Origin of the sequence: Pseudoalteromonas sp. SG43-6 (assembly GCF_014164365.1) — a bacterium.
GTDB classification, from domain to species: Bacteria; Pseudomonadota; Gammaproteobacteria; order Enterobacterales; family Alteromonadaceae; genus Pseudoalteromonas; species Pseudoalteromonas rhizosphaerae.
Genome location: NZ_JACJEZ010000037.1, coordinates 1 through 26,451 on the forward strand (window position 1 = coordinate 1; position 26,451 = coordinate 26,451).

A 26,451-nucleotide genomic window follows, 5' to 3' on the forward strand; every position below is an offset into this window, starting at 1 on the left:
TTGCTTTTCAGCCTGCTTCGCTTTTTCACGTTCTTTTTGCTCTATTTCACGCGCTTTTTTAGCTTGAGCTTGGGCTTGTGCGGTTTCTTTCTCTTTCGCGCGACGCTCTTGCTCTAACTTTTTGATCCGGCGGTCTTCAGATTCACGCTGTTTACGTGCATCAGATGCTCGGCGCTCTAAATCACGAATGCGCTTATCTTCAGCACGTTTTTTATCATCTTCTTTGCGTTTCAACTCAGCAATTTTTTGTTCAACCATTTTCTGGTCAACAGTCACCGCTGAAACAGCATTTTCAGCATCAGGCATAGCCTTGTTCAAGGTAACTTCCATTACTGTAGGCGGTGAAGTATGAAAACTCGCGGTTCCAATCAAAACGCCAACTATAGCGAGGTGCAATAGCACTGATTTTAATACTGAAGGACCCATATTAGCTTTTATTCCCTTCAAACGATTCAGTCATTAATCCAACTGAAGGTACACCGGCATTTTTTAAGAAATCCATCAATAATAGTACTTCTTGATACGATACTTTACCTGAGCCTTTGATCATCACTGGGGTTTCTGGGTTTTTCATCAGTTGCAACTTGATAACAGCGGCAACATCTAATGCTTCCATCGGTTCTTCTGGATCAGTACCGATACTGACATAGTACTTACCTTGTGCATCAATTGAAGCAATGATCGGTGGCGTATCTTTAGTATCAACTAAATCTGATTCTTCCATTTTTGGCAAATCAACTTTAACGCCATGAGTGATCAAAGGCGCAGTGGCCATAAAAATAATCAGTAGCACCAGCATTACATCAATGTAAGGAACTACGTTTATCTCTGCAACAGGACGACGCTTCTTACGCTGATACATTCGCTTTTGCCTCTATTTGGGTAGCTGCTTGACGGTGTAAAATATTTGCAAACTCTTCCATAAAGTTAATGTAGTTAGATTCTAGCTTTTCAACTCTATTAGCAAAACGGTTGTATGCAATAACCGCTGGAATAGCAGCGAATAAACCCATAGCTGTTGCAATAAGCGCTTCAGCTATACCTGGGGCAACCATTTGTAAGGTTGCTTGCTTAACTTCGCCTAACGCAATAAAAGCATTCATAATGCCCCATACAGTACCAAACAAACCAATGTAAGGACTGATAGACCCCACTGTTGCTAAAAACGATAAACTTGATTCTAATTTTTCGATTTCGCGAGATAACGCAACTCGCATTGAACGATGCGTCCCTTCCATTACAATGCTAGCACTTTGAAAAGAGTTTTTCTTATGACGAGCAAACTCTTTAAAGCCTGCTATAAATAATGCTTCAACGCCGGTTGAGCTACCGCTACGCGATGAGATCTCATTGTAGAGTTTACTTAAATCAATGCCTGACCAAAATTTTTGCTCAAATCGCTTAGTATTGGATAATGCATCCGAAATTGCTTTTTTACGCTGAAAAATAATTGCCCATGACATCACTGACATAGCTAATAATGCCAGCATAACTAATTGCACAAGAAAACTTGCTTCTAGAATTAAATCTAAAAAATTAAGCCCTGAACCCACATTAAACTCCTAATAAGATTTCTTGTATAAATAACATTTCATTATACGCTAGGTATATGACCGAAAAAATGGCCAAAAGTTGCAACTAGTGTATCTATTCAGCTCAGTACTGACAACGCTATTGCTGTGAATTAGCAACAAAAAACGTTGAAGAGCAGGCTGACTCCAGTTTTATAGCCTTGTTCGGCAATCTTGACGCAACAATTTAAGATTGTACTGCCGAGGTAAATACATGCTGGGGTGCTTATTTATAAACAAAAACTGTGTAAAACACCCTCTTTATTCACTCTTAATGAATAAACAAGCATAATTGACTATAAGCATAGTCATTGCAACAGTTTAACTAATCTATAAAAAAATCATTCAAACAAATAAAACATCACAAATTCAATAGATTAATATACGGCCGTGAATTTTATGAACAAAAATAAAGCGCTCATAAAAATCTTGCTATTAGTTTTTTTTATCTGAAAATTAAATTTTTCTAGTTTGAACAAAAACCAACTATTGCGTATTATTCTCCCATACCGAGCTAGCGCAGCAATGAATACTTCATTCAGCCCAGTTCTTTGCAATATGATTCTGATTTTTCGTATTGCTACGCTTAAAGTCTTCTTGATAAAACTTGATGAATTTAAGCAGTGTTACTTAGATTACTTCCTTCAACTTGTTGTTTGCCCGCATTTTATGCGGGCTTTTTTTTGCCTGCAAATCACGCACAGCACTACCTCGCTATGGCGCATACAATATCGTTTACAAACTTAACAGTATGTGAATTGCATTAGCCCAAATAACTAAATAATCTAAACTTTAAGTAATATGCTAATCACGCGATTAACTTAAACACAGCAAAATAGACATTTGAATAGTGGCTAAAAGAACAGTATAGAAGATGTATGAGGTGGGTTTGCAGCCATACGCACGCATACAGCTACAATAAATGTACTTTATTCTTGTTTGGGTAATAAGCCAAAGTGATGATAGGCGTTATCAGACACAATACGCCCTCTTGGCGTACGTTGGATAAATCCTTGCTGGATGAGGTAAGGCTCGATCACATCTTCAATGGTTTCTTTTTCTTCACCGATGGCGGCGGCTAAGTTGTCTAACCCTACCGGCCCCCCCATAAACTTTTCAATGATCGCGAGTAAATATTTACGGTCCATATAATCAAAGCCGCTTTTATCGACATCAATCATATTAAGTGCCAGCTCTGCCACTTCGGCATTTACAGTACCGTCTGATTTAACTTGCGTGTAATCTCGTACCCGGCGTAATAATCGATTAGCGATACGTGGCGTACCACGAGAGCGTTTAGCAATTTCAATGGCACCTTCATCACACATGGCTAAATTTAAATAATGAGCAGATCGCCCCACTATAGTTGATAAATCTGCCACCGAATAAAACTCTAAACGCTGCACAATACCAAAACGGTCTCTAAGTGGTGAAGTTAACGAGCCTGCGCGAGTGGTTGCGCCAATTAAGGTAAAAGCGGGTAAATCGAGCTTAATGGAACGAGCTGCTGGCCCTTCACCAATCATTAAATCGAGTTGATAATCTTCCATTGCAGGATAGAGTATTTCTTCAACTTGCGGGCTTAGCCTATGTATTTCATCAATAAAAAGTACATCGCCTTCTTCTAAATTGGTCAGTAGTGCGGCTAAATCACCGGCTTTTTCAAGCACTGGGCCCGAGGTTGTTTTAATACTGACATTCAGCTCATTCGCAACAATGTTTGCTAGTGTGGTTTTACCCAAACCCGGCGGACCAAATATTAATAAATGATCAAGCGCTTCACCCCGACTCCGTGCAGCTTCTATAAATATTTCCATTTGCTGTTTAACATGGGGCTGACCAGTATAATCGGCTAATAGTTTTGGTCTAATCGCGCGATCGACTACATCTTCATTACTTTGTTCAGTCGCATCTATTAAACGATCCGCTTCAATCATGGTTTACTCACAACATTGATTTTAGAGATTCTTTGATCAGAACCTCTGTAGACATACCAGGCTTGGCCACTGATTTTACTGTTTTTTGTGCTTGCGCCAATTTATAACCTAATGACACTAACGCAGAGATTGCATCATCTGCCGCATTATTAGCAATAAGTGCGTCAGATGCGGGCTCTATAACTGCATTATCACTAAATGGCGTGAATAAGTCATTACCCCAATCTTTTAATCGGTCTTTCATTTCAAGTACCAGGCGCTCTGCGGTTTTTTTACCTACACCTGGCAGTTTCACTAAACTGGTGGCATCTTCGTTATTCACACAGCTAACAAATTGCTTAGCCGACATCCCTGAAAGTATTGCTAATCCGAGCTTTGGCCCAACGCCATTGGCTTTTAATAGCTCTCTAAATAATGCTCGCTCTATTTTATTATTAAAGCCAAATAATAACTGGGCGTCTTCTCTTACTACAAAATGTGTATACACAATGGCATTTTCGCCAATGTTTGGTAAATCATAAAAACACGTCATCGGCATGTTAACTTCGTAACCAACACCGCTTACTTCAAGCAAAATTTCTGGCGGTTGTTTTTCTACTAAGATGCCATTTAAGCGACCTATCATGTTATTTCCTTAATCGTCCTCTAACGGTTTTACTGGCACTGCCCGCTAGTTTTATTAAATTTTGATCGGAATGAGCATGGCATATCGCAATGGCTAATGCATCGGCTGCATCCGCTTGCGGTGTGCCTGGTAATTTTAAAATATTTTTAACCATATGCTGCACTTGCGATTTATCGGCACCACCGTGCCCTACCACCGCTTGTTTAATTTGCCGCGCCGAGTATTCAAACACCGGTAACTCAGCCATTGCCGCACCAACAATTGCAGCCCCTCTGGCTTGGCCTAATTTAAGAGCTGAATCAGGATTATGCGCCATAAATACTTTTTCAATGGCAAAATGATCGGGAGAGAATTGTTCGATTAGTTGACTGATCCCTTGATAAATCATTTTTAATCGAATAGGAAACTCGTGATCGGCTAGTTTTATACAACCGCTTCCTAAATAAGTAAATTTAGCACCTTGATGGGCAATCACCCCATAACCGGTTAATCGTGAGCCAGGATCAATCCCTAAAATAATAGCCAATACTTGCCCAATCAGTGTAAATAGTTAAGTACGCTAATAATGCCAGAGCACTGTATAAATTACCAGTGCATTGTTGGCATAAAAAAGCCCGTAAAAACGGGCTTGTTTAATTGCTAACCTTTTAGGCTAAAGAGCGCAGTAACCCTTGGGTATTTTTACGCATGGTTCTAGCTATCATAAAGTAGCCCAGTGACGCCACAAACACACCACCCACTAATGGCCCTATTAACCAAATGTGTGGGTGTAACTTACCAGCTAAATCAAACATCTCACGTTGCACTATTAATAAAGCCACATCACTAACCAGTGCAGCGACAAAACCAGCAGCGCTGCCCAACAGTAAAAACTCATATAAAGTGGCATTTTTTATTAGCCGCCCTTTGGCGCCTAAGGTACGCAATATGACAATTTCCTGCATCCGTTCACCAAGGCTTGCTTGCACTTGCGAAATTAAAACCAAGCCACCACACATCACCACTATCGCCAGTACAAATCCAATTGCTAATGACACTTGCGAAATAGTAGAGCGTATTTGTTTGACAAAGCTGTCAACGTCGATGGCGTTGATTGTCGGGTAGGCACGTAGTAGCTCACTAAAATCGCGTTTTTGATCGGCTTCGATACGCACCGATGAAATATACGTCGCAGGAAAATCAGCCAATACATCAGGGCTTAATATAATAAAGAAATTAGGCTTCAAAGTAGCCCAATTAACTTTACGAACACTGGTGATTTTGGCATCAAATGACTGGGCGCCAATCAAAAATGTTAGCGTATCACCCAGTTTCACATCTAAGCGTTCTAGCATAGATTCTTCGATCGATGCTTCAGCGGTGGCATTGTCGCCAAACCACTGCCCGTCTATGATCTCATTTTGCACAGGGACTTGCTCTAACCATGTAAGGTTTAGCTCTCGGCCAATACCTGCGCGTGCTTCTTCGTCTTTCTTCTCGTTATCTTGTAATGAGACTTCGCGAGCAACTAATTCACCATTAACAGCGTTTACGCGACCACGAATAGTCGGATAGAACTCAGATACTTGAATATTTTTTTGCTCTAAAAAGCTTGTTACGTCTGGCAATTCAGTTTCGGTTATATTTACTAAAAAAGCATTCGGCGCGTCGCTTGGAAGTTGCGATTGCCAATCTGCGATCATATCGTTTTTCAGCACCACTAAAAATAACAATAGCTTTATTGCCAACGAAAAACTGATCAACTGTACCGCATTAGCATTGGCACGTTTTTGCAACGAAGCAATCGCTAATGACCAACTATTCCCCGGGCGCAATCCTAGTTTACGTCCGCTGCCAAAAATTAACCGAGATAATACAAACAGTATTGCAATCAAAATTAAAGTAGAGACAAACAAAATAGCGGTAATTTTAAGGTTATTACTAAACAACCACATTAATAAAAAGACTGTTAAGCCCGACATCGCTAAATGCACTTTACTTACTAGTAGCTTATCGCCTAAGTTACGGCGTAATACCCTAAGCGGTGGAATATCAAATAAATCTAATAATGGCTTGATTGAAAACATCACGGCACAGATAACGCCAGTACTAATCGCCACAAACCACGGTTTTATACCCGCTGCAGGAAGAGTATTGTTCATTGATTTAGCTAAATAACTAGTGGCTATCTCTTGTAAACCATAGCCAATGGCTAAGCCAAGTATGACCGACAAAGCACACACCAGTGATAAATGCAGTAAGTAAATTTTGCGAATTGTCGATCGGCTACCACCTAAGGTTTTCATCATCGCAACTGGGTCATATTGGCGTTCGCAATAACGCTTTGCAGACACGGCAATCGCCACCGCCGCTAAAATAATGCCCAATAATCCCGCTAATAATAAAAAGCTTTCAGCGCGGTTTAAGCTATTTGCAATCGGCGATTGTCTGTCTTTAACACCATACCATTGCTGATTTTCTTTCATTTGTGGTTTTAACCAGCTATAAAAGTCAGTAAGGTTACTCTCATCCCCTGCATACAACTGGCGGTAAAAAACACGGCTGCCCGGCTGGATCACTTCAGTTTTGTCTACATCTTGGTTATTTAACAACACACGACGACTACTTGAAAAAATATTAAATGGCGCATCTGGCTCTTCCACCAATACTTTTTCAATATTAAATTGCGCAGCGCCTAGCTCAACCGTATCACCTACTTTTACATTTAGTGCATAAAATACCGATTCACTAAACCACACATTACCAACAGTTGGCCCTTGCGTGGCCACTTCAACATCACCGGTTAAACTGCTTTTAACTTTTAGTTCGCCCTTAAGTGGATAATGCTCCGACACCGCCTTTACTGAGCTTAATTGCATTTCGTCATTAGCAAACAACATAGTATCAAAGTAAGTGAGCTGTGCGGTTTGTAAGTTGTATTCGCTTGCTGTTGTTAAATATTCACCCGGTAATTCATGGTTGCTTGCCAGTACGCGATCAGCGGCAATAAAGGCACTGCTTTTTTGTGCGATGCTTTGCCCTATGCGATCAGTCACCATAGAAAGCGTTAAAACCGTCAATACCGCCAACGCTATGGCCGCACAAATCACCGTGAGTTCACCACGGCGAAATTCACGGCTAAATAATTTTAATGCTAATTTAACCCACATTCGCCACAGCCTCATTGGTATTTTTAACTAATTGACCCGCTTCAATTTGTAACACATGCTGACACTTTGCTGCTAACGCCTCATCATGTGTGACTAAAATCAACGTCGTGCCATGAAGCTGATTAAGCTCGAATAACAGTGACTCAATTAACTTACCATTTTTGCTATCAAGATTTGCTGATGGCTCATCGGCGAATAAAATCTTTGGTGTGCCAATAAATGCGCGAGCAATCGCTACACGCTGCTGCTCACCACCAGACAATTGCGACGGATAATGCTCAATTCGATGACTTAAACCTACTTTTTCCAGTAGATCGAGTGCTTGTTGCTTGGCATTTTTTTCACCAGCGAGCTCTGCCGGTAACATCACATTCTCTAGTGCTGTTAAACTCTGTACCAACATAAATGATTGAAATACAAAACCGACTTTTGCAGCTCTTAATGCCGCACGCGCTTCTTCATCAAGTTCATGCAGTGGCTCACCATCTAAATAGATTGATCCCTGAGTCGATTGGTCAAGTCCTGCGAGCAAACTTAATAAAGTTGATTTACCTGAACCTGAGGTACCAACTACAGCAACTGAGTCTCCAGACTTGACATTAAAGGTGATGTCACTGAGGATGGGCAAATCCCCTTCAAGGGTATTAACCGTTTTAGAAAGACCTTTAACCTGAATGATATTTAATTGAGATAGCGCTGACATATGATGTATTCAATCCTACGTTTTATTTTCGTTTTACTATTAGTAATCAAACCACTTAGTGCGGCAGCTGACAACACAATTTTAATTTTAGGTGATAGTTTAAGCGCCGCCTACGGCTTAAAACAAGAGCAAGGCTGGGTTAAACTGTTACAAGATAAGTACGACAACGAGCAAGCGCCGATCCAACTTATCAATGCCAGTATCAGTGGCGAAACCACCGGTGGCGCACTGCGTCGTTTAGACGCCCTACTTAATGAGTTTCAACCGAGCCATGTACTTATAGAGCTTGGTGGTAACGACGGCCTGCGTGGCTTTCCAATTAAACGCCTAAAAGAAAACCTAGCCAGTTTAGTGAGCAAGAGCAAACAAGCTGATGCCAAAGTAGCGATTATGGAAGTACACATCCCGCCTAACTATGGGCCACGTTATACCGGATTATTTACCGCTAGTTTTGCTGAGGTTGCTGGTGCCACAAACAGCCATTTAATGCCATTTTTTATCTTGAATGTCGCTGCTGATAATAGCCTGATGCAAAACGACAACATACACCCTAACAAAACTGCTCAACCTATACTACGAGATGTGATGTATAAATCGATCAATGAGTGGATAAATAACTAAACATCCTCATAAAATGATTTATTTCACTCAGTACGTGCAATAAATGTTCAAACAAACAAAAGCTTATTGATTTTTGAAAAAATATACGTACTATTGCTTGCAACGTCGGTATGTAGCGCAGCTTGGTAGCGCACTGTCATGGGGTGGCAGGGGTCGAGAGTTCGAATCTCTCCATACCGACCATTTAATTCAACAACTTAACCTCATTTATATATAAGTTGTTTTCTTTAAAAACCTTTCGTGTAGCCAATCTGTAGCCACTCTACTCATTTTATAGCTGGGAAATAAAGCTTACTTCATTTAGCTGTTCGTGCGTACTGGTTGCGAAACTCCCGTTTTACGATGTCTGAAAATACCCTAAATAAACTTGGCTAGTTTCGTATATTGATCTAAGCTATTGCGTAAGCCCCACACACCAGAAAGCCGTTTCTTTGTAGATACCTAAATAAGCTTTTCCGAGTCCAATTGTTCCCCCAGCTTGTCTTAATACCTTTATTATTAAGGTGATTTACTAAAGCATAATAACTAGGATTTTTGTATCGGCTAGATTGATTGAGCAATTCCACCAGCGCTTTAAAAATTAGTTTATCGTTTTCTATTCGATGTGAATTTTGCATAACTCCCCTTTATTAAGTCATATTATACCCTTTTATATGCTAATGTTTGCTTGGCAGAGTTAAAGCATGTTTGTATAGCTATCAGCATATGCTTGAAGTTCAATTCTACAATCAAGCTACTTTTTACAATTAAAGTTTCTAAGGAGAGATATGTTTTTTTCTAAAAGTGATAAATCAACACCATCAAATACTAAGCCTGACTGGAGCTTAAAAGATAAAGAGCTAATAAATAATATAACTGGTAACACATATAATACATCAGACTTAGCATACGCATTAAAGAAAGACGGGCATAATGCTATTGCAGCCATTTGGTATAAAGGCCAATTTTTATGCAACTTAACAACGCTCTACAGTCAATCTGGTATTTATAAAAATCATGGTGTGAAAGAATGCGATGCTTTCATAGAAGGCTTCGACGATACAAACCTAGCTGACCTAAACAGCAATGAAATAGAAATATCTTTGCCTTACCTTAAATTCATGAACAAAGAATTTGGATTAGCGGGAATCAGAACCCAGCAAAACCAAAACCATTACGATGTGCTCTATTATGGTAAATACTTAACACAAATTTCTGAGTCTGTAGCTAACACAATAGAGAAAGCTAAAGATATCCACCTAACCAGAAAATATGGTGTTAATGGCAGTAAAGCCAAACAAGACTATGATAAACAGAAAATAGAACACGCTATTGCAAGTAAACTAAACAAAGTTGAAGCAAAAGACGTACTACTGACAACCGAAACAGCTCTAAACTTAAATATTACAAAACGTATTGATGTTATTACTGCCGAATGCGCTTATGGCATGAACATTTTTAAAGATATTTTTGCAAGTTTTAGTGATACTTTTGGAGGTCGAAGTAACAGCATACAAAACACGCTTAGAGATGCCCGTCAAACAGCACTAACTGAACTCAGGAAAGAGGCTATCTCTGTTGGTGCTAATGCCGTAATAGGTATTGATCTAGACTACAGTGAGATATCAGGCGGTGGTAAATCAGGTATGTTATTTATCGTTGCTTCGGGCACAGCTGTAATTATCGAGAATTAAATATATTATATGTGCTCTATACTGCCCGAAAAGCCATATCAAAATTCTATTCAAAGAAGTTAAAATACCTCTTTAATATATTGTTATTAAAACACTTTTATTTTCTATAGGTGCTTTCGCAAAGCCTATATATCTTGAATGCGAAATTATAAAACTAGACAGCCACTCTAATTGAACAAACAATGCTGTTCCACCACACTTACTTTTTAGATTAAGAGTTAATCTTTTACTACAAGGTTACTTTCATTTTTTCTATTTAATAAGTTATTAATCCGCTTAAACCTAAATTGCGCGCACGAAAATGACTGCACAATTGCAGTTTTAACTTTTTACTGAGGGCTTTTAACTTAACTTCTATATTTGCACAAGCTGACCTTTGTGCTGAACAAATTTTAACTAGATTAAATATTCTAAAGCATGTATTTTGTTTGCCAGGATAAAGTATAGGGACATTAAAATGAATAAAAAATTAATATTATTGGCTTTATTTCTTGGGGTAACACTAACCGCGTGCGGCGGTTCAGGTAGTTCAACTAAGCCACAAGTAGAAAATAATAATCTCAGTGATAGCGATAGCGATACATCTACCGATAGTTCAACCGGCTCAGGTGCCATTACTGCTAAAATCAATCCGATCCAATCGGTATACACCGGTTCAACGGTCAGATTAGTAGGAACAAGTAGCATTGTTCCTGCCATTTCAAGCGTGGATTGGTCAATTATTGAAAAGCCTGATAATAGCTCTGCAAAAATAGCAAATAATAGCAGCCTAATGAGCGAGTTTGTTGCCGATATAGCTGGTACATATCAAATTCAGCTAATCATTAAGTCAGGTTCAACAGAGTCTATTGCTACAGCGTCAGTGAGCATTTCAGATAAACCGATTGAGCCAAAAAATCATGCCCCAACAGCTGTTATTACTCCTTTTGAGGAAAAAGCGGGTAAAAATAAGCAAGTAACACTAAGTGGAAAAAATAGCTCAGATGCTGATGGCGATAATATTTATTATAAGTGGCAAGTTACCAGTGCTAACAATGCATTAGACTTCTTTCTCACCAACCCTGAAGGACAAAGTGCTAGTTTTGAAGGAAGAGACTATGGCATATTCACGATCAGCTTAACGGTACATGATGGTAAAGCCTATTCAGAAACGGTAACTAAACAGATAGAAGTATATGATGATAGACCAGAGCTCATAGCATCATTTGACGCACCTGAAACCGCTGAAGTGAACGAGTTTATTAACCTTGATGCAAAAGACAGCATGCAATACAATTTTGCGACTCCTATGTTTAGCTTCGACAGTGTTCCTGCTACCAGCAAGGTAACATTAGCTTATACTATGTCGTATATCTCCTTCTTTATTCCAGATGTTGCCGGTGAATACAAGGTTCGTTTTACACTCAAAGATAGAAATAGTGACCGTACGGAATCAGTCGTAAAAACGATAACGGTCTCAGAGAAACAGAGCGATGCTGGTAAAACAGCAATTTCATTTAGTTCCGACCAAAATGCACCACCAGCACTTAACGTCTTGCCAAGCCCATTGCTTAATACCTTTACCCTATCAGAGCAATTATTCTACGCTGAAGTACAAGATCCTGAGGGCGCGCAAGTAGAGTTGAGCTGGAAGTGGCTAAATAGGCCAGCGAATAGCCAAGCAGATATTATTGCTGAAACAGGTAGCCGCGCTAGAGTTCGTTTTGATGTTGCTGGCTTTTACATTTTACAAGTCGCCGCCTCTGACGGAGAAAACACCACGAACAGGTTTGTCGCAATCAAAGTAGAAGATCCCGATAACTCCGCGCCGACCATTATCGATGTTGAGATGTTCGGGAATAAAATCAAAGGCAGTAATTTAACACTCAAAGCACACGCCTATGACAAAGAAACAGATCCCATTACCTACACATGGCTCGTATTATTGCCAAATGGCAGGGCTGCATCTATTGGTAACGAAACAAGTGATACAGCAATATTGCCTTTAGTTTCCTCAGGTAACTATCAAGTGCTTGTTTATGCAAAAGATGATATAGCTCCTTATTCGAGTCATAAACGCATTACATTTATCGTTGAGTAACAACTGATGCGGCACGCTTAGCTCGTGCCGCTGACCCGCTCACTGTCTTTTTTAGCTCCATCATAAACTCCTTTACCCTGTGAATAAACGAGTCAACACTCACCATAAGCCGATTCCTCTAAAAGATATGCTTGAGTTATGCCCAACTCAGCTAGTTTTGTCTCCGCTTCTTGGCAACTAAACTCCTACTAAAATAGATAGCCATTTTAGAGCTTGGCAGTAGCCTGTGAGCTCGATGGATTTAAGCTCAAGTTACGTTTATTGATAACTAAAATTACGCAGTCCATTTTAAAGCTAACTAATAAGCCTATTTGACTAATTACTTAACCATTGCAACTTGGATCAATTGCAAATATATTAACAAAACTACTAAGTAGAAGGATTTACTGATGCCAGGTGCCTTTGCACACATTACTGCGGCTAACTTAGCTACTGAGAATAACGCCCTGATTGGAATGAATATTCCTACCAAAGCAAAGCTGATCTTAAGTCAAAATCAAAAATACCTTGAGTTAGGCTGTGTATCGCCTGACTACCCTTATTTAGCTGTGGGTAATTCAGAGCAAAATAAATGGGCTGATTTAATGCATTATCACAATACCGGTGATGTAATTAAAGAAGCAGTAAAGTATTGCAAAAATCTAGAGGGATCAGCGCAAGAGAAATGCTTTGCTTGGCTGTGTGGTTATATGTCGCATGTTGCAGCTGATATCACCATTCATCCGGTGGTCGAGCTTAAAGTGGGCCCGTATGAGCAAAACCAAACTGACCACCGCACTTGTGAAATGAATCAAGACGCTTACATTTGGCCAAGGTTAAACTTGGGTGAAATTGGCCTTGCTGATCGCTTTCGGCTTAATATCGGCTCATGTAGCAGCCAAAATAACTGCCTTGATGAAGATATTAAACAACTGTGGCAGCATGTTTTATCGCATATCCACCCAGATTACACACAATCAGCAGCTCCTGACTTTGATGCGTGGCATTCAGGCTTTCAACTGGTTGTTGATCATGCTGAAGAAGGATATCGACTCTTCCCATGGGCAAGGCATGTTGCGGCAAACAATGGGCTACTCTACCCTCGCCAAGATGAGATTGATTACACTTACATTGAGCAGCTTAATACTCCAAATGGCCCAATGCACTACGACGACATTTTTAATTTAGCGGTTGAAAATATACAGTATTTCATATCGATTATTGCTAATGCTATTTTTAATGATGGAGAGTGCTGGCAAATTTGTAATTGGAATTTAGACAACGGTAAAGACGAAAATGGCAACTTAACCGCGTGGAATATTTAAAATGAAATACTTAACTCTAATCTTAGTAATTGTTTTATCTGTGGGCTGCTCTAGCCTAGCTAATGCACATGATCCAGAAAAGATGGCTGATCTTGCATCACAACTAAAAGATATTTCAGCCGCGGTTGATGGCACATTAAAGTTCAGCACCAAAACCTATACTGATCCGCAAGCATTACTAATGGCTGCTATCAACAGCAATAAAAACAAACTCACCCCTTTTGAGGACTATCAGTTAAAAGTTTTCATTCAAGATAAAAATGCCATTTTATTACTGTGTGAGGATGACATTTTACTTATTGAAGATGCTGGTTGTACTGCGCAATCTGATATCCAACATTGGCAATCAACTGATCAGCAAGCCTGTAAAGTTACTATCAACGCCAGCAAAATTTGTAAGCGTTAAAAAATTGCGATTTATTCTTTTTTATAAAGTTTAATTAGGCCAACTTATTTTTTAAATACAATGTTTACCTTCATTAATAAAAGGAATTTCAATGAATAACAAAATAACCAAGGTACTTATATTTTGTATCGCCCCCCTAATATGTGTATTTAACCTACACGCAGAGCCTTTGCTTTCCCCCTATCCAAGTGCCAAGCTGGAGAACTCCGTTATTTTAGCGGGTGAAGAAACTCGCCTTGTTACAAAGTTTGTTGCTACAGCTGAAAAGTCTCAACAATTTGAGTATAAAAAATTCATTGGTGATACAGGCCATTACGCTTATACGATAAAAAATGTTGCTTCGTTAAAGGTAACAAAAAATTATGAAAGTGCGTTAAGTGATGCTGGTTTTAAAGTGGTTTATACATGTTCTTTAAGTGATTGTTATTCAGGAGATAAACGTGAACAAAGAAAATTATTAGCTGAAAAGTCTAGCTACTTTAACCCTAGTAATCAATTCCAACAACCTCACTATATTTTCGCCACAAAAGGGGATGAGTCCCTCGATGCTGCTATTTCGTTATTTGTTGGTCAGTATAAAAATACGACGCGAGTATTATTAACTACAGTGGATATAAAAGACATTGAATCAGGACTTGTCACTGCCAATTTTGACGCATTTACCAAACACAATAATAAACAGATAACCAAGGCACCACGTAAAGATAAAGGGGGCTCGGCAGACCATCCATTAATAAGTCGCTACCCAGGCAGTTATATTGAAGATTACAAACAGGTTGATTATGAAGAATTCAGCATTCCTGTTGGTATTGTTGATACAAAAACAAAGACACTGCCAATGCTAGACGTTACCGGAGACTTAACCCAAATTACTTATGTCGTAAACAGGGTGTCAACGCTAAAAATTTATCATAATTATCTAAGTGCTTTAGTAAAAGCAGGGTTTGAAACGGTATTCTCTTGTCAAAAAGATTCATGCAGTGGTAATACCAGAGATAGGTTAATCCGTGAGGATTTACAAAAGTTAGGGGATAAACTCGCTGTAAAACAAGCTTATAATTACTGGCGCCAACCTCGATACCAAGTTATGAAAAGTACTGTTGAGGGCCAAACTACCTATGTAGCTTTTTTCATCGGTAACTATGAAGGCGATTCTCGTATTCAGCTTGTAGTGATGCGGAGCGAGCCATTATTAACTGGGTTAATAGAGACAAATAGCGATAAAGTGTTAGAGCAACTTAAGCAAAAAGGTAAAGCCTCAATCTATGGGGTGTTATTTGACTACGATAAAGCGGTCATAAAGCCTGAATCTAAACAATCATTGGATGTCATTGCGCAAGTTTTAGAAAAAAATAAGGCATTGAGTTTGTATGTGGTTGGTCACACAGATGATAAAGGCTCTGCAGAATATAATTTAGACCTTTCTAAACGTCGGGCTGATGCGGTCGTTAAAGCTTTAATTGCTGACTATGGTATCGCTAAAACAAGGTTAATACCTCAAGGTGTTGGCCCCTATGCTCCCGCAGCCACTAACAAAAACGAATTAGGTCGAGAGCTGAATCGACGTGTTGAGTTAGTCGAAAGGTTATCTGATTCAAAATAATTACGTATCGCGAAAAATGCATATTAACGCCATTGCCTTAATATGCATTTTTATCACCAATTAGGTACGAAGTTCTATTGCAAAGTGGTCACTAGGCTCGCATTGTAAACTAAGCCTTTATCTATAGTGGCTTTAAAACTGCAAAACGCGCCATTCACTAAACATAAATTGGGTGCAACATGTCCGATATCAGCGTCGATGATAACTGGGAATAAACAATTACCTAACGCAAGCTCAAGGGCTTGGTAATAATCAATGTCTTGCTCTGGAGAGCTAAGCAAAGCACTACGCCCCAGAATAATACCGTTAATATCAGCAAACACACCATTTAACCGCAACGCCATTAAAGTACGGGCCACTGCTGTAGGTGAAAGCTCTGCATTTTCTAAATAAAGTAGTAAACCTTCTGGCGCATATGTTTGCTTAAAGTTATGCAGATCAAGATATGGAGAAGCCAGTAACACGTTAAGTGAGTCTAAACAGCCACCAAATAACCGCCCCGTCAGCTCTACTTGCCTTGAGTCTTGATAGTTTAGGCAGCGCCATTGACTCGGCTGAGTATAATCAAATAATGCATCTGGCTCTTTTGCGTAATCAATCACTTTAGTCTGATAATACTTGGCAGGCACCTGTTCGAAATAGCCATTTTTCTCAAGCGCCAGAACATCAAAAACTTGCAAGCAGTAATTGTCTTTCTCGTTAGGATGTAATTGCATTAGATTTGCAGCATGAAGTGTTACCCAACCACATCGCACTGTAAGCATACAGGCAAACGTGCTCACATCTGAAAAACCTACTAACCACTTTGGCTTGGCAGACTTAACCGCATTAAAATCAATATACTGAAGTACTTCCATGGCAAGCTCACCACCCCACGGCGGCATAATTGCGGCAATGCTGTCATCTAGTAAGAACGCCATTAGCTCATCAGCGCGTTGTTTTGCTGGGCTACTTTGTTGTCTTAAGCATTTACCCTCGACTACTAGGTAGCCACGGCGTGTTAAGCCAGAAAGTACGCGTTCCAGGCGTGGGTGAAAGATACTCTCAACACCGGATGAAAATGCGCAAATGGCAATTTTATCGCCGTTTTTTAATGCGTCAGGAAAAGTAATTGCTGTCATCAACATCTGCAAATTATCAATACGTTAGCTTAACGTACCCAATTTATTAAGAAATGTCGAGATTGTTTATGGCATAAAAAAACCGATGCAAGCATCGGTTTTTAAAAACGTGAAAATGAGTAAAGTAATTAAATGTACTCAACCTCAATGATTTCGTATTCCACGTCGCCTTTCGGGGTTTTAATGATCACAGCATCATCTGCTTGTTTACCAATTAAACCACGGGCAATCGGTGAATTAACCGAAATACGGTTATCTTTAATACTTGCTTCATCATCACCAACAATTTGGTATTTAACTTCAGCATCAGTCTCAACATTAACGATTGTTACTGTGGTACCAAAAATAACTTTACCCGTATTTGGTAGTTTAGTCACATCAATGATTTGTACATTTGAAAGCTTAGCTTCAATTTCTTGAATACGGCCTTCGCAAAAACCCTGTTGCTCACGCGCTGCGTGATATTCAGCGTTTTCTTTTAAGTCACCATGTTCACGTGCAACTGCAATATCAGATACAATTTTTGGACGGGTAACTGTTTTTAATTCGTTAAGTTCTTTGCGCATTAAATCTGCGCCACGAACTGTCATCGGAATTGTTTGCATACTTTTCTCACTTAATCCCAAGGCCGATAAACGGCCTTGGCACATTTCCTTAGTTCAATCGCAGGTGTAGTTCTTGAACTGACGTCACTTTGCTGCGGTCGTCTGCTTGGTTAGCAGTACAGTTAGCAAATGCCGCATTCAAGGTCGTTGTATAGTTAGTTTTGTGTTGCAATGCACCACGACGTAACACCTTCGAATCTTCGATCGCTTGGCGACCTTCGGTAGTATTAACGATATAGCTATACTCGCCATTTTTGATTCTATCAAGAATGTGCGGGCGACCTTCAAATACTTTGTTTACACGACGTACTGCAATACCAGCATCTTCAAGTGCAGCGGCTGTGCCACCTGTTGCATCTAGTTCAAAACCTAGGTCTGTCATGGTTTTAGCTAGTTCAACAATACGTGGCTTATCGCTATTACGCACAGATAGTAACGCGCGGCCACCGCGTGGTAAAGTGTTGCTTGCACCTAATTGTGCTTTTGCAAAGGCTTCGGCGAATGTATCACCGACACCCATTACTTCACCAGTAGAGCGCATTTCAGGGCCACGGATAGGATCCACACCTTGGAACTTAGCAAATGGCAATACCACTTCTTTTACGCTGTAGTAAGGTGGTATCACTTCTTTAGTAATGCCTTGGCTTGCTAAAGATTGACCCGCCATACAACGTGCCGCTACTTTTGCAAGTGCCACACCGGTCGCTTTTGATACGAACGGTACCGTACGCGCTGCACGTGGGTTTACTTCGATTAAGTACACTTTGCCATCTTTAACAGCAAACTGTGTATTCATCAAACCAACCACGCCAAGCTCCAGTGCCATGTCAGTTACTTGCTTGCGCATTACGTCTTGCACTTCTTGTGATAACGAATGGGCTGGTAATGAACAGGCTGAGTCACCTGAGTGAACACCCGCTTGTTCAATGTGTTCCATGATGCCGCCGATGATCACTTGCTCGCCGTCGCAAATTGCGTCAACGTCAACTTCAATCGCATTATCTAAGAAACGGTCAAGTAGTACTGGTGCTTCATTTGATGCAGATACGGCTTCGGTCATGTAACGACGTAAGTCTTGCTCGTCATACACAATTTCCATTGCGCGACCACCTAGTACATACGAAGGACGTACAACCAGTGGGAAACCAATTTCAGCTGATTTTAAAATCGCTTCTTCAGTTGAAGTCACAGTGGCATTTTCAGGCTGAAGCAGGTTTAAACGCTCAACAAGTTGTTGGAAACGCTCACGGTCTTCTGCACGGTCAATCGCATCTGGTGAAGTACCAATTACTGGCACGCCGTTAGCTTCAAGTTCACGGGCAAGTTTAAGTGGTGTTTGACCACCGTATTGCACGATTACACCAACAGGCTTTTCTACACGTACGATTTCAAGTACGTCTTCAAGGGTAATTGGTTCAAAGTATAAACGGTCTGACGTATCGTAGTCGGTAGAAACCGTTTCAGGGTTACAGTTAACCATGATAGTTTCGTAACCGTCTTCACGTAGTGCAAGGGCTGCGTGAACACAACAGTAATCAAATTCAATACCTTGACCGATACGGTTAGGACCGCCACCAATAACCATGATTTTATCACGATCAGATGGGTTAGCTTCACACTCTTCATCGTACGTTGAGTACATGTATGCAGTATCAGAGCTAAATTCTGCAGCGCACGTATCAACGCGCTTGTATACTGGCACGATGTTTAATAAATGACGCTTTTTACGAATTTCAGCTTCAGACACACCGGCAATTTCAGCGATACGAGGATCAGCAAAACCTTTACGTTTTAACTTACGAAGGAAATCAGCGCTTAAGCCAGCCATGCCCACTTCGGCAATTTTAGCTTCGTCTTTTAAGATATCTTCAATCTGTACTAAGTACCAACGGTCAACTTTGGTTAACTGAAACACTTCTTCAACGCTCATACCGTGACGCATTGCATCAGCAATATACCAAATACGCTCAGCGCCTGGCTCACGTAATTCACGGATGATTTTCTCTTTCGCTTTCGGATCGTCAAGTGCCACGATTGGGTTGAAACCCGTTGCGCCAACTTCCAGACCACGTAATGCTTTTTGTAACGACTCTTGTTGGTTACGACCAATCGCCATTACTTCGCCTACAGATTTCATTTGCGTGGTTAAACGGTCGTTTGCACCAGCAAATTTTTCAAAGTTAAAGCGAGGAATTTTTGTTACTACATAGTCGATTGATGGCTCGAACGACGCAGGTGTTTTACCACCGGTGATGTCGTTTTGTAGTTCATCAAGTGTGTAGCCTACCGCTAGCTTAGCCGCGATTTTAGCAATCGGGAAACCGGTTGCTTTTGAAGCAAGTGCTGATGAACGTGATACACGTGGGTTCATCTCGATAATAACCATACGGCCGTCATCAGGATTAACACCAAACTGTACGTTTGAGCCACCTGTTTCAACACCAATTTCACGCAGTACTGCCATAGAGGCATTACGCATTAATTGGTATTCTTTGTCAGTTAATGTTTGCGCAGGAGCAACGGTGATTGAATCGCCAGTATGAACACCCATTGGGTCAAAGTTTTCAATTGCACAAACGATAATGCAGTTGTCGTTTTTGTCACGCACAACTTCCATTTCGTACTCTTTCCAACCGATCAATGATTCATCAATCAATAGCTCGCTGGTTGGAGAAAGGTCTAAACCGCGTTCACAAATTTCTTCAAACTCTTCTAAGTTATACGCCACACCGCCGCCGGTGCCGCCCATAGTGAAAGAAGGTCGAATAATACACGGTAAACCAATGCGTTTGATGATGTCTTTTGCTTCATCCATTGAATGAGCAATTTCAGCACGCGGGCATTCTAAACCGATATTTCTCATTGCGATATCGAAACGTTCGCGGTTTTCTGCTTTATCGATTGCATCAGCTGTTGCGCCAATTAGCTCAACACCATGCTTTGCCAATACACCGTGCTTGTCTAGTTCTAGCGCACAGTTTAATGCGGTTTGACCACCCATTGTAGGTAGCACTGCATCTGGCTTTTCTTTTTCAATAATTTTTTCTACCACTTCCCAATGAATTGGCTCGATGTAGGTCGCATCAGCCATATCAGGATCGGTCATAATTGTTGCAGGGTTTGAGTTAACTAAAATAACTCGATAGCCTTCTTCTCTAAGTGCTTTACACGCTTGAGCACCAGAGTAGTCAAATTCACAGGCTTGGCCGATTACAATCGGGCCTGCGCCTAGGATAAGAATGCTTTTTATGTCGGTACGTTTTGGCATTGTTACTCCGGTTTAATTAGTTGTTACGCGCTTGCATCAAATCGATGAAGTGGTCAAATAATGGGGCTGCATCGTGTGGACCTGGGCTTGCTTCAGGGTGACCTTGGAAGCTAAAAGCAGGTTTGTCGGTGCGGTGAATACCTTGCAACGTTCCGTCAAATAACGATTTATGCGTAGCACGAAGGTTATCTGGTAACGTTGTTTCATCGGCAGCAAAACCATGGTTTTGCGCAGTGATCATTACTACGTTACGGTCTAAATCTTTCACTGGGTGGTTACCACCGTGATGACCAAACTTCATTTTCACTGTTTTTGCACCCGAGGCAAGGGCTAACAATTGGTGACCTAAACAGATACCAAAAATAGGAATTTCAGTTTCTAAAAAGGCTTTAATTGCTTCAATGGCGTAAGTACACGGTTCTGGATCGCCCGGGCCATTCGATAAGAAGATACCATCTGGGTTAAGTGCTAACACGTCAGCTGCCGAGGTTTGTGCAGGTACAACGGTTAATTTACAACCACGGTCTACAAGCATACGGAGAATATTACGCTTCACACCGAAATCATAAGCAACAACGTGAAACTTTTCATCGGCTGCGTTTAGAGTTTTGAACCCTGCGCCTAATGTCCAGCTTGATTCACGCCACTCGAAATTTTCCTTGGTTGATACTACTTTCGCTAAATCCATACCTTTTAAGCCTGGGAAGGCTTGCGCAGCTGCGAGCGCTTGGTTTTCATCTAATTCGTCACCTGCAATAATACAACCGTTTTGAGCGCCTTTATCGCGCAAAATACGGGTAAGCTTACGGGTGTCTATGTCTGCAATACCTAAGATATTACGTTCTTTTAAGTAATCATCTAACGATTGCTCGTTACGGAAATTACTTGCTAGCAGTGGCAAATCACGGATCACTAGGCCTTTAGCCCAAATGTGACTCGCTTCTTCGTCTTCGCTGTTAGTACCCGTATTACCTATGTGTGGGTACGTCAAAGTTACGATTTGTTCCGCGTATGAAGGGTCAGTCAGAATTTCCTGATAACCAGTCATTGATGTATTGAATACTACTTCACCGACAGACATGCCGTCAGCGCCGATTGCAGTACCGCGAAACACTGTGCCGTCTTCTAGAACTAACAGAGCGGATTTAGTCAAGTTAACCTCCTAACAGTAAAAAACGGGAGTAAAGTCATTTGCTTTACTACCCGTTTATAGCGATTGGAAACACGCAATTATGAATTTTTGGCAAATTAGCGCTATTTTATAGTAATTTGCCTTTTAGGTCTAACCCTATTTCAATAATCAGTAAAAATAAGCCCTATAAGCCAAAAAAGCCACCAAACACCCAAAAAAGTAACTAAACTACTTCAAGTCGAGGACATCTTGCATGTCATAAAGTCCTGCAGGCTTATTTTTCAACCAGCCCGCAGCTCTTACTGCGCCTAATGCAAAGGTCATTCGAGAACTTGCTTTATGAGTTAATTCAAGCCTTTCGCCAGAAGTTGCGAAATATGCGGTATGTTCACCAACTATATCTCCGCCTCGGAGCACCGAATAACCAATTTCATTTTGCGATTTTTCTGTTTCTACTCGGCTGCGATCAAATACCGCAACCTCATCATGCACCCACCCTTTTGCATCGGCAATTGCCTCACCAATGGCAAGTGCAGTGCCTGATGGCGCATCTATTTTATGGCGATGATGCGCTTCAAAAATTTCGATATCTAAATCATCACCAAATTTAGTGGCGGCGGTTTGCACTAAATTCAACAGTAAATTTACGCCTACGCTGTAATTTCGCGCAAACACAATTGGAATCTGCTTGGCAGCCGTTTGTAACGCCAGCATATCGTCGTCATTTAAACCGGTGGTGCCAATCACCATCGGGATATTTTGTGCCACAGCTGTTTTTAGATGCTCACGCATGCCTGCTGGCAATGTAAAATCAATCAATACGTCAATGTTCTCTACGCTGCGCTCATCACTGAAATTAACAGTCGGAGGGGCTGCACTATTCAATTGATTAACAGCAATATTTAATAAAGGTGAACTACTACGTACATAGGCTGCACCGAGCTCGGCATGATTATTCTTATGTGCGGCTTCAACTAGTGCTAACCCCATTCTTCCGTTCGCGCCAAATACGCCAATTCGATTCATTTTAATTAACCTTTGCTTTTATGTTGGCTAGATTTTATCTAAAACTCATGTAATAGTCAGGTACGCCTTTTAAAATAATAATAACAGATACCCATAGACTTTAGCCATCTATACATTTAAACTTCTTTCTTTGCGCCGATTTGGTCTTTGGCTTGCGGGCGCTGTTGAGTTACTTATCACTTTGATAAGCACACAACTAAATGCTGCTAAAAGAAGGATGTTTTTGCTGCACTAGTTGTCTATGAGTTATCTAACGAGGAATATGATGCAGCCATCATTTAATAAAACTAATGCAAAGTTATCTTTGCTGCCGCTACTTACGTTTGTCGCCTTATTTTTAGGCGCGGGTTTATACCTGCAATCACAAGGGGTCGATTACGCTTTTTATCAGCTCCCTGCCCCAGTTGCGATTTTACCGGCGATCATGCTGGCGTTTATCCTTAATAAAAACACCATTAATCACAGTGTAGAAACCTTTATAAAAGGTGCTGGTCACAATAACATCATTACCATGTGTTTAATTTACTTACTTGCAGGTGCTTTCTCCGCCGTTGCCGGCGCTACAGGGGGTGTTGACGCTGTTGTAAATGCCGGTTTATCACTTATTCCTCCTGCTTTGCTGCTACCGGGTTTATTTTTAATTGCTGCAGTTGTATCAACCGCCATGGGTACCTCAATGGGGACTATCGGGGCCATCGGCCCGATTGCTTATGCGGTATCAATTAAAACAGGCATTGATCCAGCATTAATGGCAGGTACGATTGTGTCAGGTGCGATGTTTGGCGATAACTTATCAATTATTTCTGATACCACCATTGCTGCAACGCGTACCCAAGGCTGTGAGATGAAAGATAAATTCCGTGAGAATTTAAAAATCGCATTGCCAGCAGCTATCCTCACTATTGGTTTATTATTCTTTTTAACTCCTGCGGCTCAAGCAGTAGACACTAAAGATTACGATATTCTATTAGTACTACCTTATGCATTTATTTTAGTACTAGCGGTGATGGGCTTTAATGTATTTGTGGTGCTGTTCAGCGGTATTATATTTGCGGCACTGATGGGCTTTACTGGCAGTTATGAAGGTGCCAGCTTTGTAAAAGACATTTATAAGGGCTTTACTGATATGCAAGAAATATTCTTGCTGTCGATGTTTATTGGTGGCTTATCAGAGTTTATTCGTATTAACGGTGGCCTTGATTATATCGCGCAAAAGATTCAAGCCATTACTAAAGTCATTGCAAAATGGCACCGAAAAGTGGCAGATCAACTTGGTATTGCCGCGTTAGTTATGACCAGCAACGTATGTATAGCGAATAATACCGTGTCGATTATTGTTGCCGGTCCTATCGCCAAAAAACTTGCCGATGATGGTGAGATCAGCGGTAAGCGTTCAGCAAGCTTACTGGATATTTTCGCCTGTGTTACGCAAGGATCTCTCCCTTATGGTGCACAAGCGTTACTACTTGGCGCAACATTTAAAATTAGCCCGTGGCAAGTATCAACCTCATCTTACTACTGCTTTATATTGGCATTTACTGCTATAGCTGTAATTTGCCTACGCCGAAATAAGGCATAAATACTTAAGCAGATGCGCTCACGTTTGGGCGTATCTGCTATACTTTGCACTTTACTCCCCATTAAACATATAGTTATGAATATAAAATCAACATTATCTTTATTCGCCCTTTGTGCAGTTAGTACATCTAGCTTTGCTGCAAATTGGAGCACAACGCAACTACATTTAAACTACGGCGATTTTAAAAACCCATTTACTGAACAAGAAGCAGGTACATCAATCGCTTCACTGCAACACGCCTCTGGCTATGACTATGGTGATAACTTTTTCTTCATAGATTACATTAATGATAATGTTGATGATGGCTATCAAGACCGTGACTTTTATGGCGAATGGTATTCAACTTTTAGCCTTTCTAAAATAACCGGTAATGACTTTTCGTTTGGCGCTATTGCTGACGTTGGATTAACAGCGGGCTTTAACGCCGCAGGTGATGCTAAAGTATTGAAGTATTTACCCGGTGTTAAAGTAAATTGGCAAGCGCCAGGATTTAGTTTTTTATCAACCCTAGTTACGGCCTATATAGATGATAACGAGGGTGTTGCGCGTGGCGGCGCGCCTATTGAAACTAACAGCTGGATGCTAGATGTTGCATGGGGTTACCCGTTTTCGATTGGTTCACAAAAATTTAATGTAACTGGCCATGTTGAATATATTGCTGAGCGCGAAAATGAATTTGGTGAAGATGTTAAGGCGTGGATCTTAGCGCAGCCTATCATTACTTGGGACTTGGGTAATGCCATCAGCATGAAAGAAAACACCTTACTACTTGGCCTTGAGTGGCAATATTGGCACAACAAGCTAGGGACCGATACCACTGAGTCGGTACCGCAATTTCATGTTGAGTGGACGTTTTAGCGAGTTAGCGATAATAATAAAGCGCGATATCAATTGTATTGCGCTTTTTTTACTTACCATGAACACAGATCACGTTAGCTTTATTTCATAAACACCTAAACGCTGCTGTTGCTGATTAGCAAGGAAGATTGATGTCTCTTTTTGATAATATTTAAATTGTGCGCCTGCGCGTTGCACAACCTTTATACTCGCTAAGTTTTCCTCTAAACAACAAAACTCAATCACTTTTGCATGACTATTATTTTTTATATAAGGCACTATTTTAGTAAGCACTTGATTCATGGCTCTTTGCCCGCGTGCAAAATCAGCTAACCAATAACCGCATTCAGCACCCTTACTGTCAGGATCAATGTGTTTAATACCAAATACACCGCTTAAGCGATCCTCTATATATACCGCAAACCACTGAGAACCTGCTTTACCGCTATGTAGTCGTTCATATATATAACGTTTAGTTGAATTAACATCTATTACGTCATCCACCCAAGGTAAAAATTGACTCAGATTTTCCCGACTATCGGCGATAACTTGGTAAAGTTCAACTGCGTGACTAATATCTAATGGCTTTAAAGTTATTGAATCTGAAATCACCAGTTCCATTTAGTCAGCCTCAGCTACTTTTGCTAAACGCATATGTAGCAGCGGAAACGGCTTTCCTTGACCATCTAATTCAGAGCGCCCTATTTGCTCAAACCCTCTACTTAAATAAAAACCTTGGGCTTTAGGGTTTTGCTCGTTAACATCAACATGAGTTGCCGCTAAATTATCAATCGCGTAATTAATTAATAACGTGCCAACCCCCTTCGCAAAGAAAGTCGGCTCAACAAACAGCATTTCAATATTGCCGCCAGCAACGCCAATAAACCCGATTATTTTTCCACTGTTGTCTTTACAACAAAAAAGACTAACAGCATCAAAATAATGTGCCAAAATCAATGGTTTCAGTTCATCAATGTGTTGTTGGGTTAAAAAGTCATGAGTATGAGAAACGCAAGCTTCCCAGATCTCAATTAAAGAGGCGTAATCTTTTTTCTCGGCGGATTTAATAAGCATTGTTAGTTCCTTTGAATATTAAAATAACCATCATCAGTTTTGCAAAATATTGTAGCGGAATTGGGCAACAGCTCCGAGGCTAAATCAACAAAAAGCAGCGTAACCGCTGCTTTTATAGTACTTACATTTTAGTCTCT

At 40.6% G+C, this 26,451-nt stretch carries 23 protein-coding genes and 1 tRNA gene; 9 read left to right on the top strand and 15 right to left on the bottom strand.

Annotation, left to right across the window (positions count from 1 at the left end; translation table 11 throughout):
- The 8 genes from tolA to H5201_RS15385 form a co-directional block, all read right to left on the bottom strand.
- On the bottom strand, positions 1–426 hold a 426-nt coding region (tolA, locus tag H5201_RS15350), incomplete at its 3' end, for a cell envelope integrity protein TolA (RefSeq protein ID WP_182785032.1).
- A gap of 1 nt (position 427) precedes the next feature.
- The gene (gene tolR, locus H5201_RS15355) at positions 428–862 is read right to left on the bottom strand and encodes a protein TolR (RefSeq protein ID WP_149982327.1); all 435 of its coding nucleotides are present in this window, start codon (positions 860–862) and stop codon (positions 428–430) included.
- The gene (gene tolQ / locus H5201_RS15360) at positions 849–1,553 is read right to left on the bottom strand and encodes a protein TolQ (RefSeq protein WP_149982328.1); all 705 of its coding nucleotides are present in this window, start codon (positions 1,551–1,553) and stop codon (positions 849–851) included. Before tolQ ends, tolR begins: the two co-directional genes overlap by 14 nt.
- A 947-nt stretch (positions 1,554–2,500) precedes the next feature.
- Positions 2,501–3,508 (bottom strand): Holliday junction branch migration DNA helicase RuvB, encoded by a 1,008-nt coding sequence (gene ruvB, locus H5201_RS15365; RefSeq protein ID WP_145233092.1) that lies wholly within the window; start codon positions 3,506–3,508, stop codon positions 2,501–2,503.
- A gap of 7 nt (positions 3,509–3,515) precedes the next feature.
- On the bottom strand, positions 3,516–4,133 hold the full coding sequence (gene ruvA, locus H5201_RS15370) for a Holliday junction branch migration protein RuvA (RefSeq protein WP_145233091.1): 618 nt from the start codon (positions 4,131–4,133) through the stop codon (positions 3,516–3,518).
- A 1-nt stretch (position 4,134) separates the two neighbouring features.
- A complete protein-coding gene (gene ruvC, locus H5201_RS15375; RefSeq protein ID WP_145233090.1) occupies positions 4,135–4,659 on the bottom strand; it encodes a crossover junction endodeoxyribonuclease RuvC in 525 nt (174 codons plus the stop codon).
- Positions 4,660–4,780: 121 nt separating this feature from the next.
- Complete coding sequence (locus H5201_RS15380; protein ID WP_182767626.1) at positions 4,781–7,282, bottom strand: ABC transporter permease; 2,502 nt, start codon at positions 7,280–7,282, stop codon at positions 4,781–4,783.
- Complete coding sequence (locus H5201_RS15385; protein WP_145233088.1) at positions 7,272–7,985, bottom strand: ABC transporter ATP-binding protein; 714 nt, start codon at positions 7,983–7,985, stop codon at positions 7,272–7,274. Before H5201_RS15385 ends, H5201_RS15380 begins: the two co-directional genes overlap by 11 nt.
- On the opposite strand from H5201_RS15385, the gene H5201_RS15390 reads away from it, so the two are divergent.
- The 7 genes from H5201_RS15390 (at position 7,986) to H5201_RS15420 (ending at position 15,672) form a co-directional block, all read left to right on the top strand.
- The gene (locus H5201_RS15390; protein ID WP_182739772.1) at positions 7,986–8,606 is read left to right on the top strand and encodes an arylesterase; all 621 of its coding nucleotides are present in this window, start codon (positions 7,986–7,988) and stop codon (positions 8,604–8,606) included.
- 106 nt (positions 8,607–8,712) lie between these two features.
- Positions 8,713–8,789, top strand: a tRNA-Pro gene (locus H5201_RS15395).
- 584 nt (positions 8,790–9,373) lie between these two features.
- The gene (locus H5201_RS23240) at positions 9,374–10,279 is read left to right on the top strand and encodes a YbjQ family protein (protein WP_259399708.1); all 906 of its coding nucleotides are present in this window, start codon (positions 9,374–9,376) and stop codon (positions 10,277–10,279) included.
- 457 nt (positions 10,280–10,736) lie between these two features.
- A complete protein-coding gene (locus H5201_RS15405; RefSeq protein ID WP_182785033.1) occupies positions 10,737–12,359 on the top strand; it encodes a PKD domain-containing protein in 1,623 nt (540 codons plus the stop codon).
- Positions 12,360–12,748: 389 nt separating this feature from the next.
- Positions 12,749–13,663 (top strand): zinc dependent phospholipase C family protein, encoded by a 915-nt coding sequence (locus H5201_RS15410; protein ID WP_182717368.1) that lies wholly within the window; start codon positions 12,749–12,751, stop codon positions 13,661–13,663.
- Between the two features lies 1 nt (position 13,664).
- A complete protein-coding gene (locus H5201_RS15415) occupies positions 13,665–14,069 on the top strand; it encodes a hypothetical protein (protein WP_182785034.1) in 405 nt (134 codons plus the stop codon).
- A 91-nt stretch (positions 14,070–14,160) separates the two neighbouring features.
- A complete protein-coding gene (locus tag H5201_RS15420) occupies positions 14,161–15,672 on the top strand; it encodes an OmpA family protein (protein ID WP_182717367.1) in 1,512 nt (503 codons plus the stop codon).
- A 74-nt stretch (positions 15,673–15,746) separates the two neighbouring features.
- On the opposite strand, the gene H5201_RS15425 is transcribed toward H5201_RS15420, so the two are convergent.
- From H5201_RS15425 to dapB, 5 genes are all read right to left on the bottom strand, one after another.
- Positions 15,747–16,793, bottom strand: a complete 1,047-nt coding sequence (locus H5201_RS15425; RefSeq protein ID WP_182717366.1) for a S66 peptidase family protein — start codon at positions 16,791–16,793, stop codon at positions 15,747–15,749.
- 128 nt (positions 16,794–16,921) lie between these two features.
- A complete protein-coding gene (greA, locus tag H5201_RS15430) occupies positions 16,922–17,398 on the bottom strand; it encodes a transcription elongation factor GreA (RefSeq protein WP_145233085.1) in 477 nt (158 codons plus the stop codon).
- 49 nt (positions 17,399–17,447) lie between these two features.
- Positions 17,448–20,666 carry a carbamoyl-phosphate synthase large subunit gene (carB, locus tag H5201_RS15435; RefSeq protein ID WP_149982336.1) on the bottom strand — a complete coding sequence of 1,073 codons (3,219 nt, stop codon included), beginning with the start codon at positions 20,664–20,666 and terminating at the stop codon, positions 17,448–17,450.
- Positions 20,667–20,682: 16 nt separating this feature from the next.
- Positions 20,683–21,819 carry a glutamine-hydrolyzing carbamoyl-phosphate synthase small subunit gene (gene carA / locus H5201_RS15440; protein WP_145233083.1) on the bottom strand — a complete coding sequence of 379 codons (1,137 nt, stop codon included), beginning with the start codon at positions 21,817–21,819 and terminating at the stop codon, positions 20,683–20,685.
- A 207-nt stretch (positions 21,820–22,026) separates the two neighbouring features.
- Positions 22,027–22,824, bottom strand: coding sequence for a 4-hydroxy-tetrahydrodipicolinate reductase (dapB, locus tag H5201_RS15445; RefSeq protein WP_182785035.1), 798 nt, complete (start codon positions 22,822–22,824; stop codon positions 22,027–22,029).
- Between the two features lie 265 nt (positions 22,825–23,089).
- Here dapB and H5201_RS15450 point away from each other — a divergent pair, with 265 nt between their 5' ends.
- Together H5201_RS15450 and H5201_RS15455 are read left to right on the top strand one after the other, a co-directional pair.
- Positions 23,090–24,403: a Na+/H+ antiporter NhaC family protein gene (locus H5201_RS15450; RefSeq protein WP_182785041.1), complete on the top strand. Its 1,314-nt coding sequence runs from the start codon at positions 23,090–23,092 to the stop codon at positions 24,401–24,403.
- A 75-nt stretch (positions 24,404–24,478) separates the two neighbouring features.
- Positions 24,479–25,261: a nucleoside-binding protein gene (locus H5201_RS15455; RefSeq protein ID WP_182785036.1), complete on the top strand. Its 783-nt coding sequence runs from the start codon at positions 24,479–24,481 to the stop codon at positions 25,259–25,261.
- Between the two features lie 69 nt (positions 25,262–25,330).
- On the opposite strand, the gene H5201_RS15460 is transcribed toward H5201_RS15455, so the two are convergent.
- On the bottom strand, positions 25,331–25,861 hold the full coding sequence (locus H5201_RS15460) for a GNAT family N-acetyltransferase (protein WP_182731288.1): 531 nt from the start codon (positions 25,859–25,861) through the stop codon (positions 25,331–25,333).
- Entirely contained in the window at positions 25,862–26,314 is a 453-nt protein-coding gene (locus H5201_RS15465) for a GNAT family N-acetyltransferase (protein WP_182785037.1), read from the bottom strand.
- Positions 26,315–26,451: the final 137 nt, after the last annotated feature.

Bases quoted from the DNA above. Each gene is read 5' to 3' on its own strand.
- tolR (WP_149982327.1), bottom strand. From the start codon at position 862: ATGTATCAGCGTAAGAAGCGTCGTCCTGTTGCAGAGATAAACGTAGTT.
- ruvB (WP_145233092.1), bottom strand. From the start codon at position 3,508: ATGATTGAAGCGGATCGTTTAATAGATGCGACTGAACAAAGTAATGAA.
- ruvA (WP_145233091.1), bottom strand. From the start codon at position 4,133: ATGATAGGTCGCTTAAATGGCATCTTAGTAGAAAAACAACCGCCAGAA.
- H5201_RS15380 (WP_182767626.1), bottom strand. From the start codon at position 7,282: ATGTGGGTTAAATTAGCATTAAAATTATTTAGCCGTGAATTTCGCCGT.
- H5201_RS15385 (WP_145233088.1), bottom strand. From the start codon at position 7,985: ATGTCAGCGCTATCTCAATTAAATATCATTCAGGTTAAAGGTCTTTCT.
- H5201_RS15390 (WP_182739772.1), top strand. From the start codon at position 7,986: ATGATGTATTCAATCCTACGTTTTATTTTCGTTTTACTATTAGTAATC.
- H5201_RS23240 (WP_259399708.1), top strand. From the start codon at position 9,374: ATGTTTTTTTCTAAAAGTGATAAATCAACACCATCAAATACTAAGCCT.
- H5201_RS15405 (WP_182785033.1), top strand. From the start codon at position 10,737: ATGAATAAAAAATTAATATTATTGGCTTTATTTCTTGGGGTAACACTA.
- H5201_RS15410 (WP_182717368.1), top strand. From the start codon at position 12,749: ATGCCAGGTGCCTTTGCACACATTACTGCGGCTAACTTAGCTACTGAG.
- H5201_RS15415 (WP_182785034.1), top strand. From the start codon at position 13,665: ATGAAATACTTAACTCTAATCTTAGTAATTGTTTTATCTGTGGGCTGC.
- H5201_RS15420 (WP_182717367.1), top strand. From the start codon at position 14,161: ATGAATAACAAAATAACCAAGGTACTTATATTTTGTATCGCCCCCCTA.
- H5201_RS15425 (WP_182717366.1), bottom strand. From the start codon at position 16,793: ATGACAGCAATTACTTTTCCTGACGCATTAAAAAACGGCGATAAAATT.
- greA (WP_145233085.1), bottom strand. From the start codon at position 17,398: ATGCAAACAATTCCGATGACAGTTCGTGGCGCAGATTTAATGCGCAAA.
- carB (WP_149982336.1), bottom strand. From the start codon at position 20,666: ATGCCAAAACGTACCGACATAAAAAGCATTCTTATCCTAGGCGCAGGC.
- dapB (WP_182785035.1), bottom strand. From the start codon at position 22,824: ATGAATCGAATTGGCGTATTTGGCGCGAACGGAAGAATGGGGTTAGCA.
- H5201_RS15450 (WP_182785041.1), top strand. From the start codon at position 23,090: ATGCAGCCATCATTTAATAAAACTAATGCAAAGTTATCTTTGCTGCCG.
- H5201_RS15455 (WP_182785036.1), top strand. From the start codon at position 24,479: ATGAATATAAAATCAACATTATCTTTATTCGCCCTTTGTGCAGTTAGT.
- H5201_RS15460 (WP_182731288.1), bottom strand. From the start codon at position 25,861: ATGGAACTGGTGATTTCAGATTCAATAACTTTAAAGCCATTAGATATT.
- H5201_RS15465 (WP_182785037.1), bottom strand. From the start codon at position 26,314: ATGCTTATTAAATCCGCCGAGAAAAAAGATTACGCCTCTTTAATTGAG.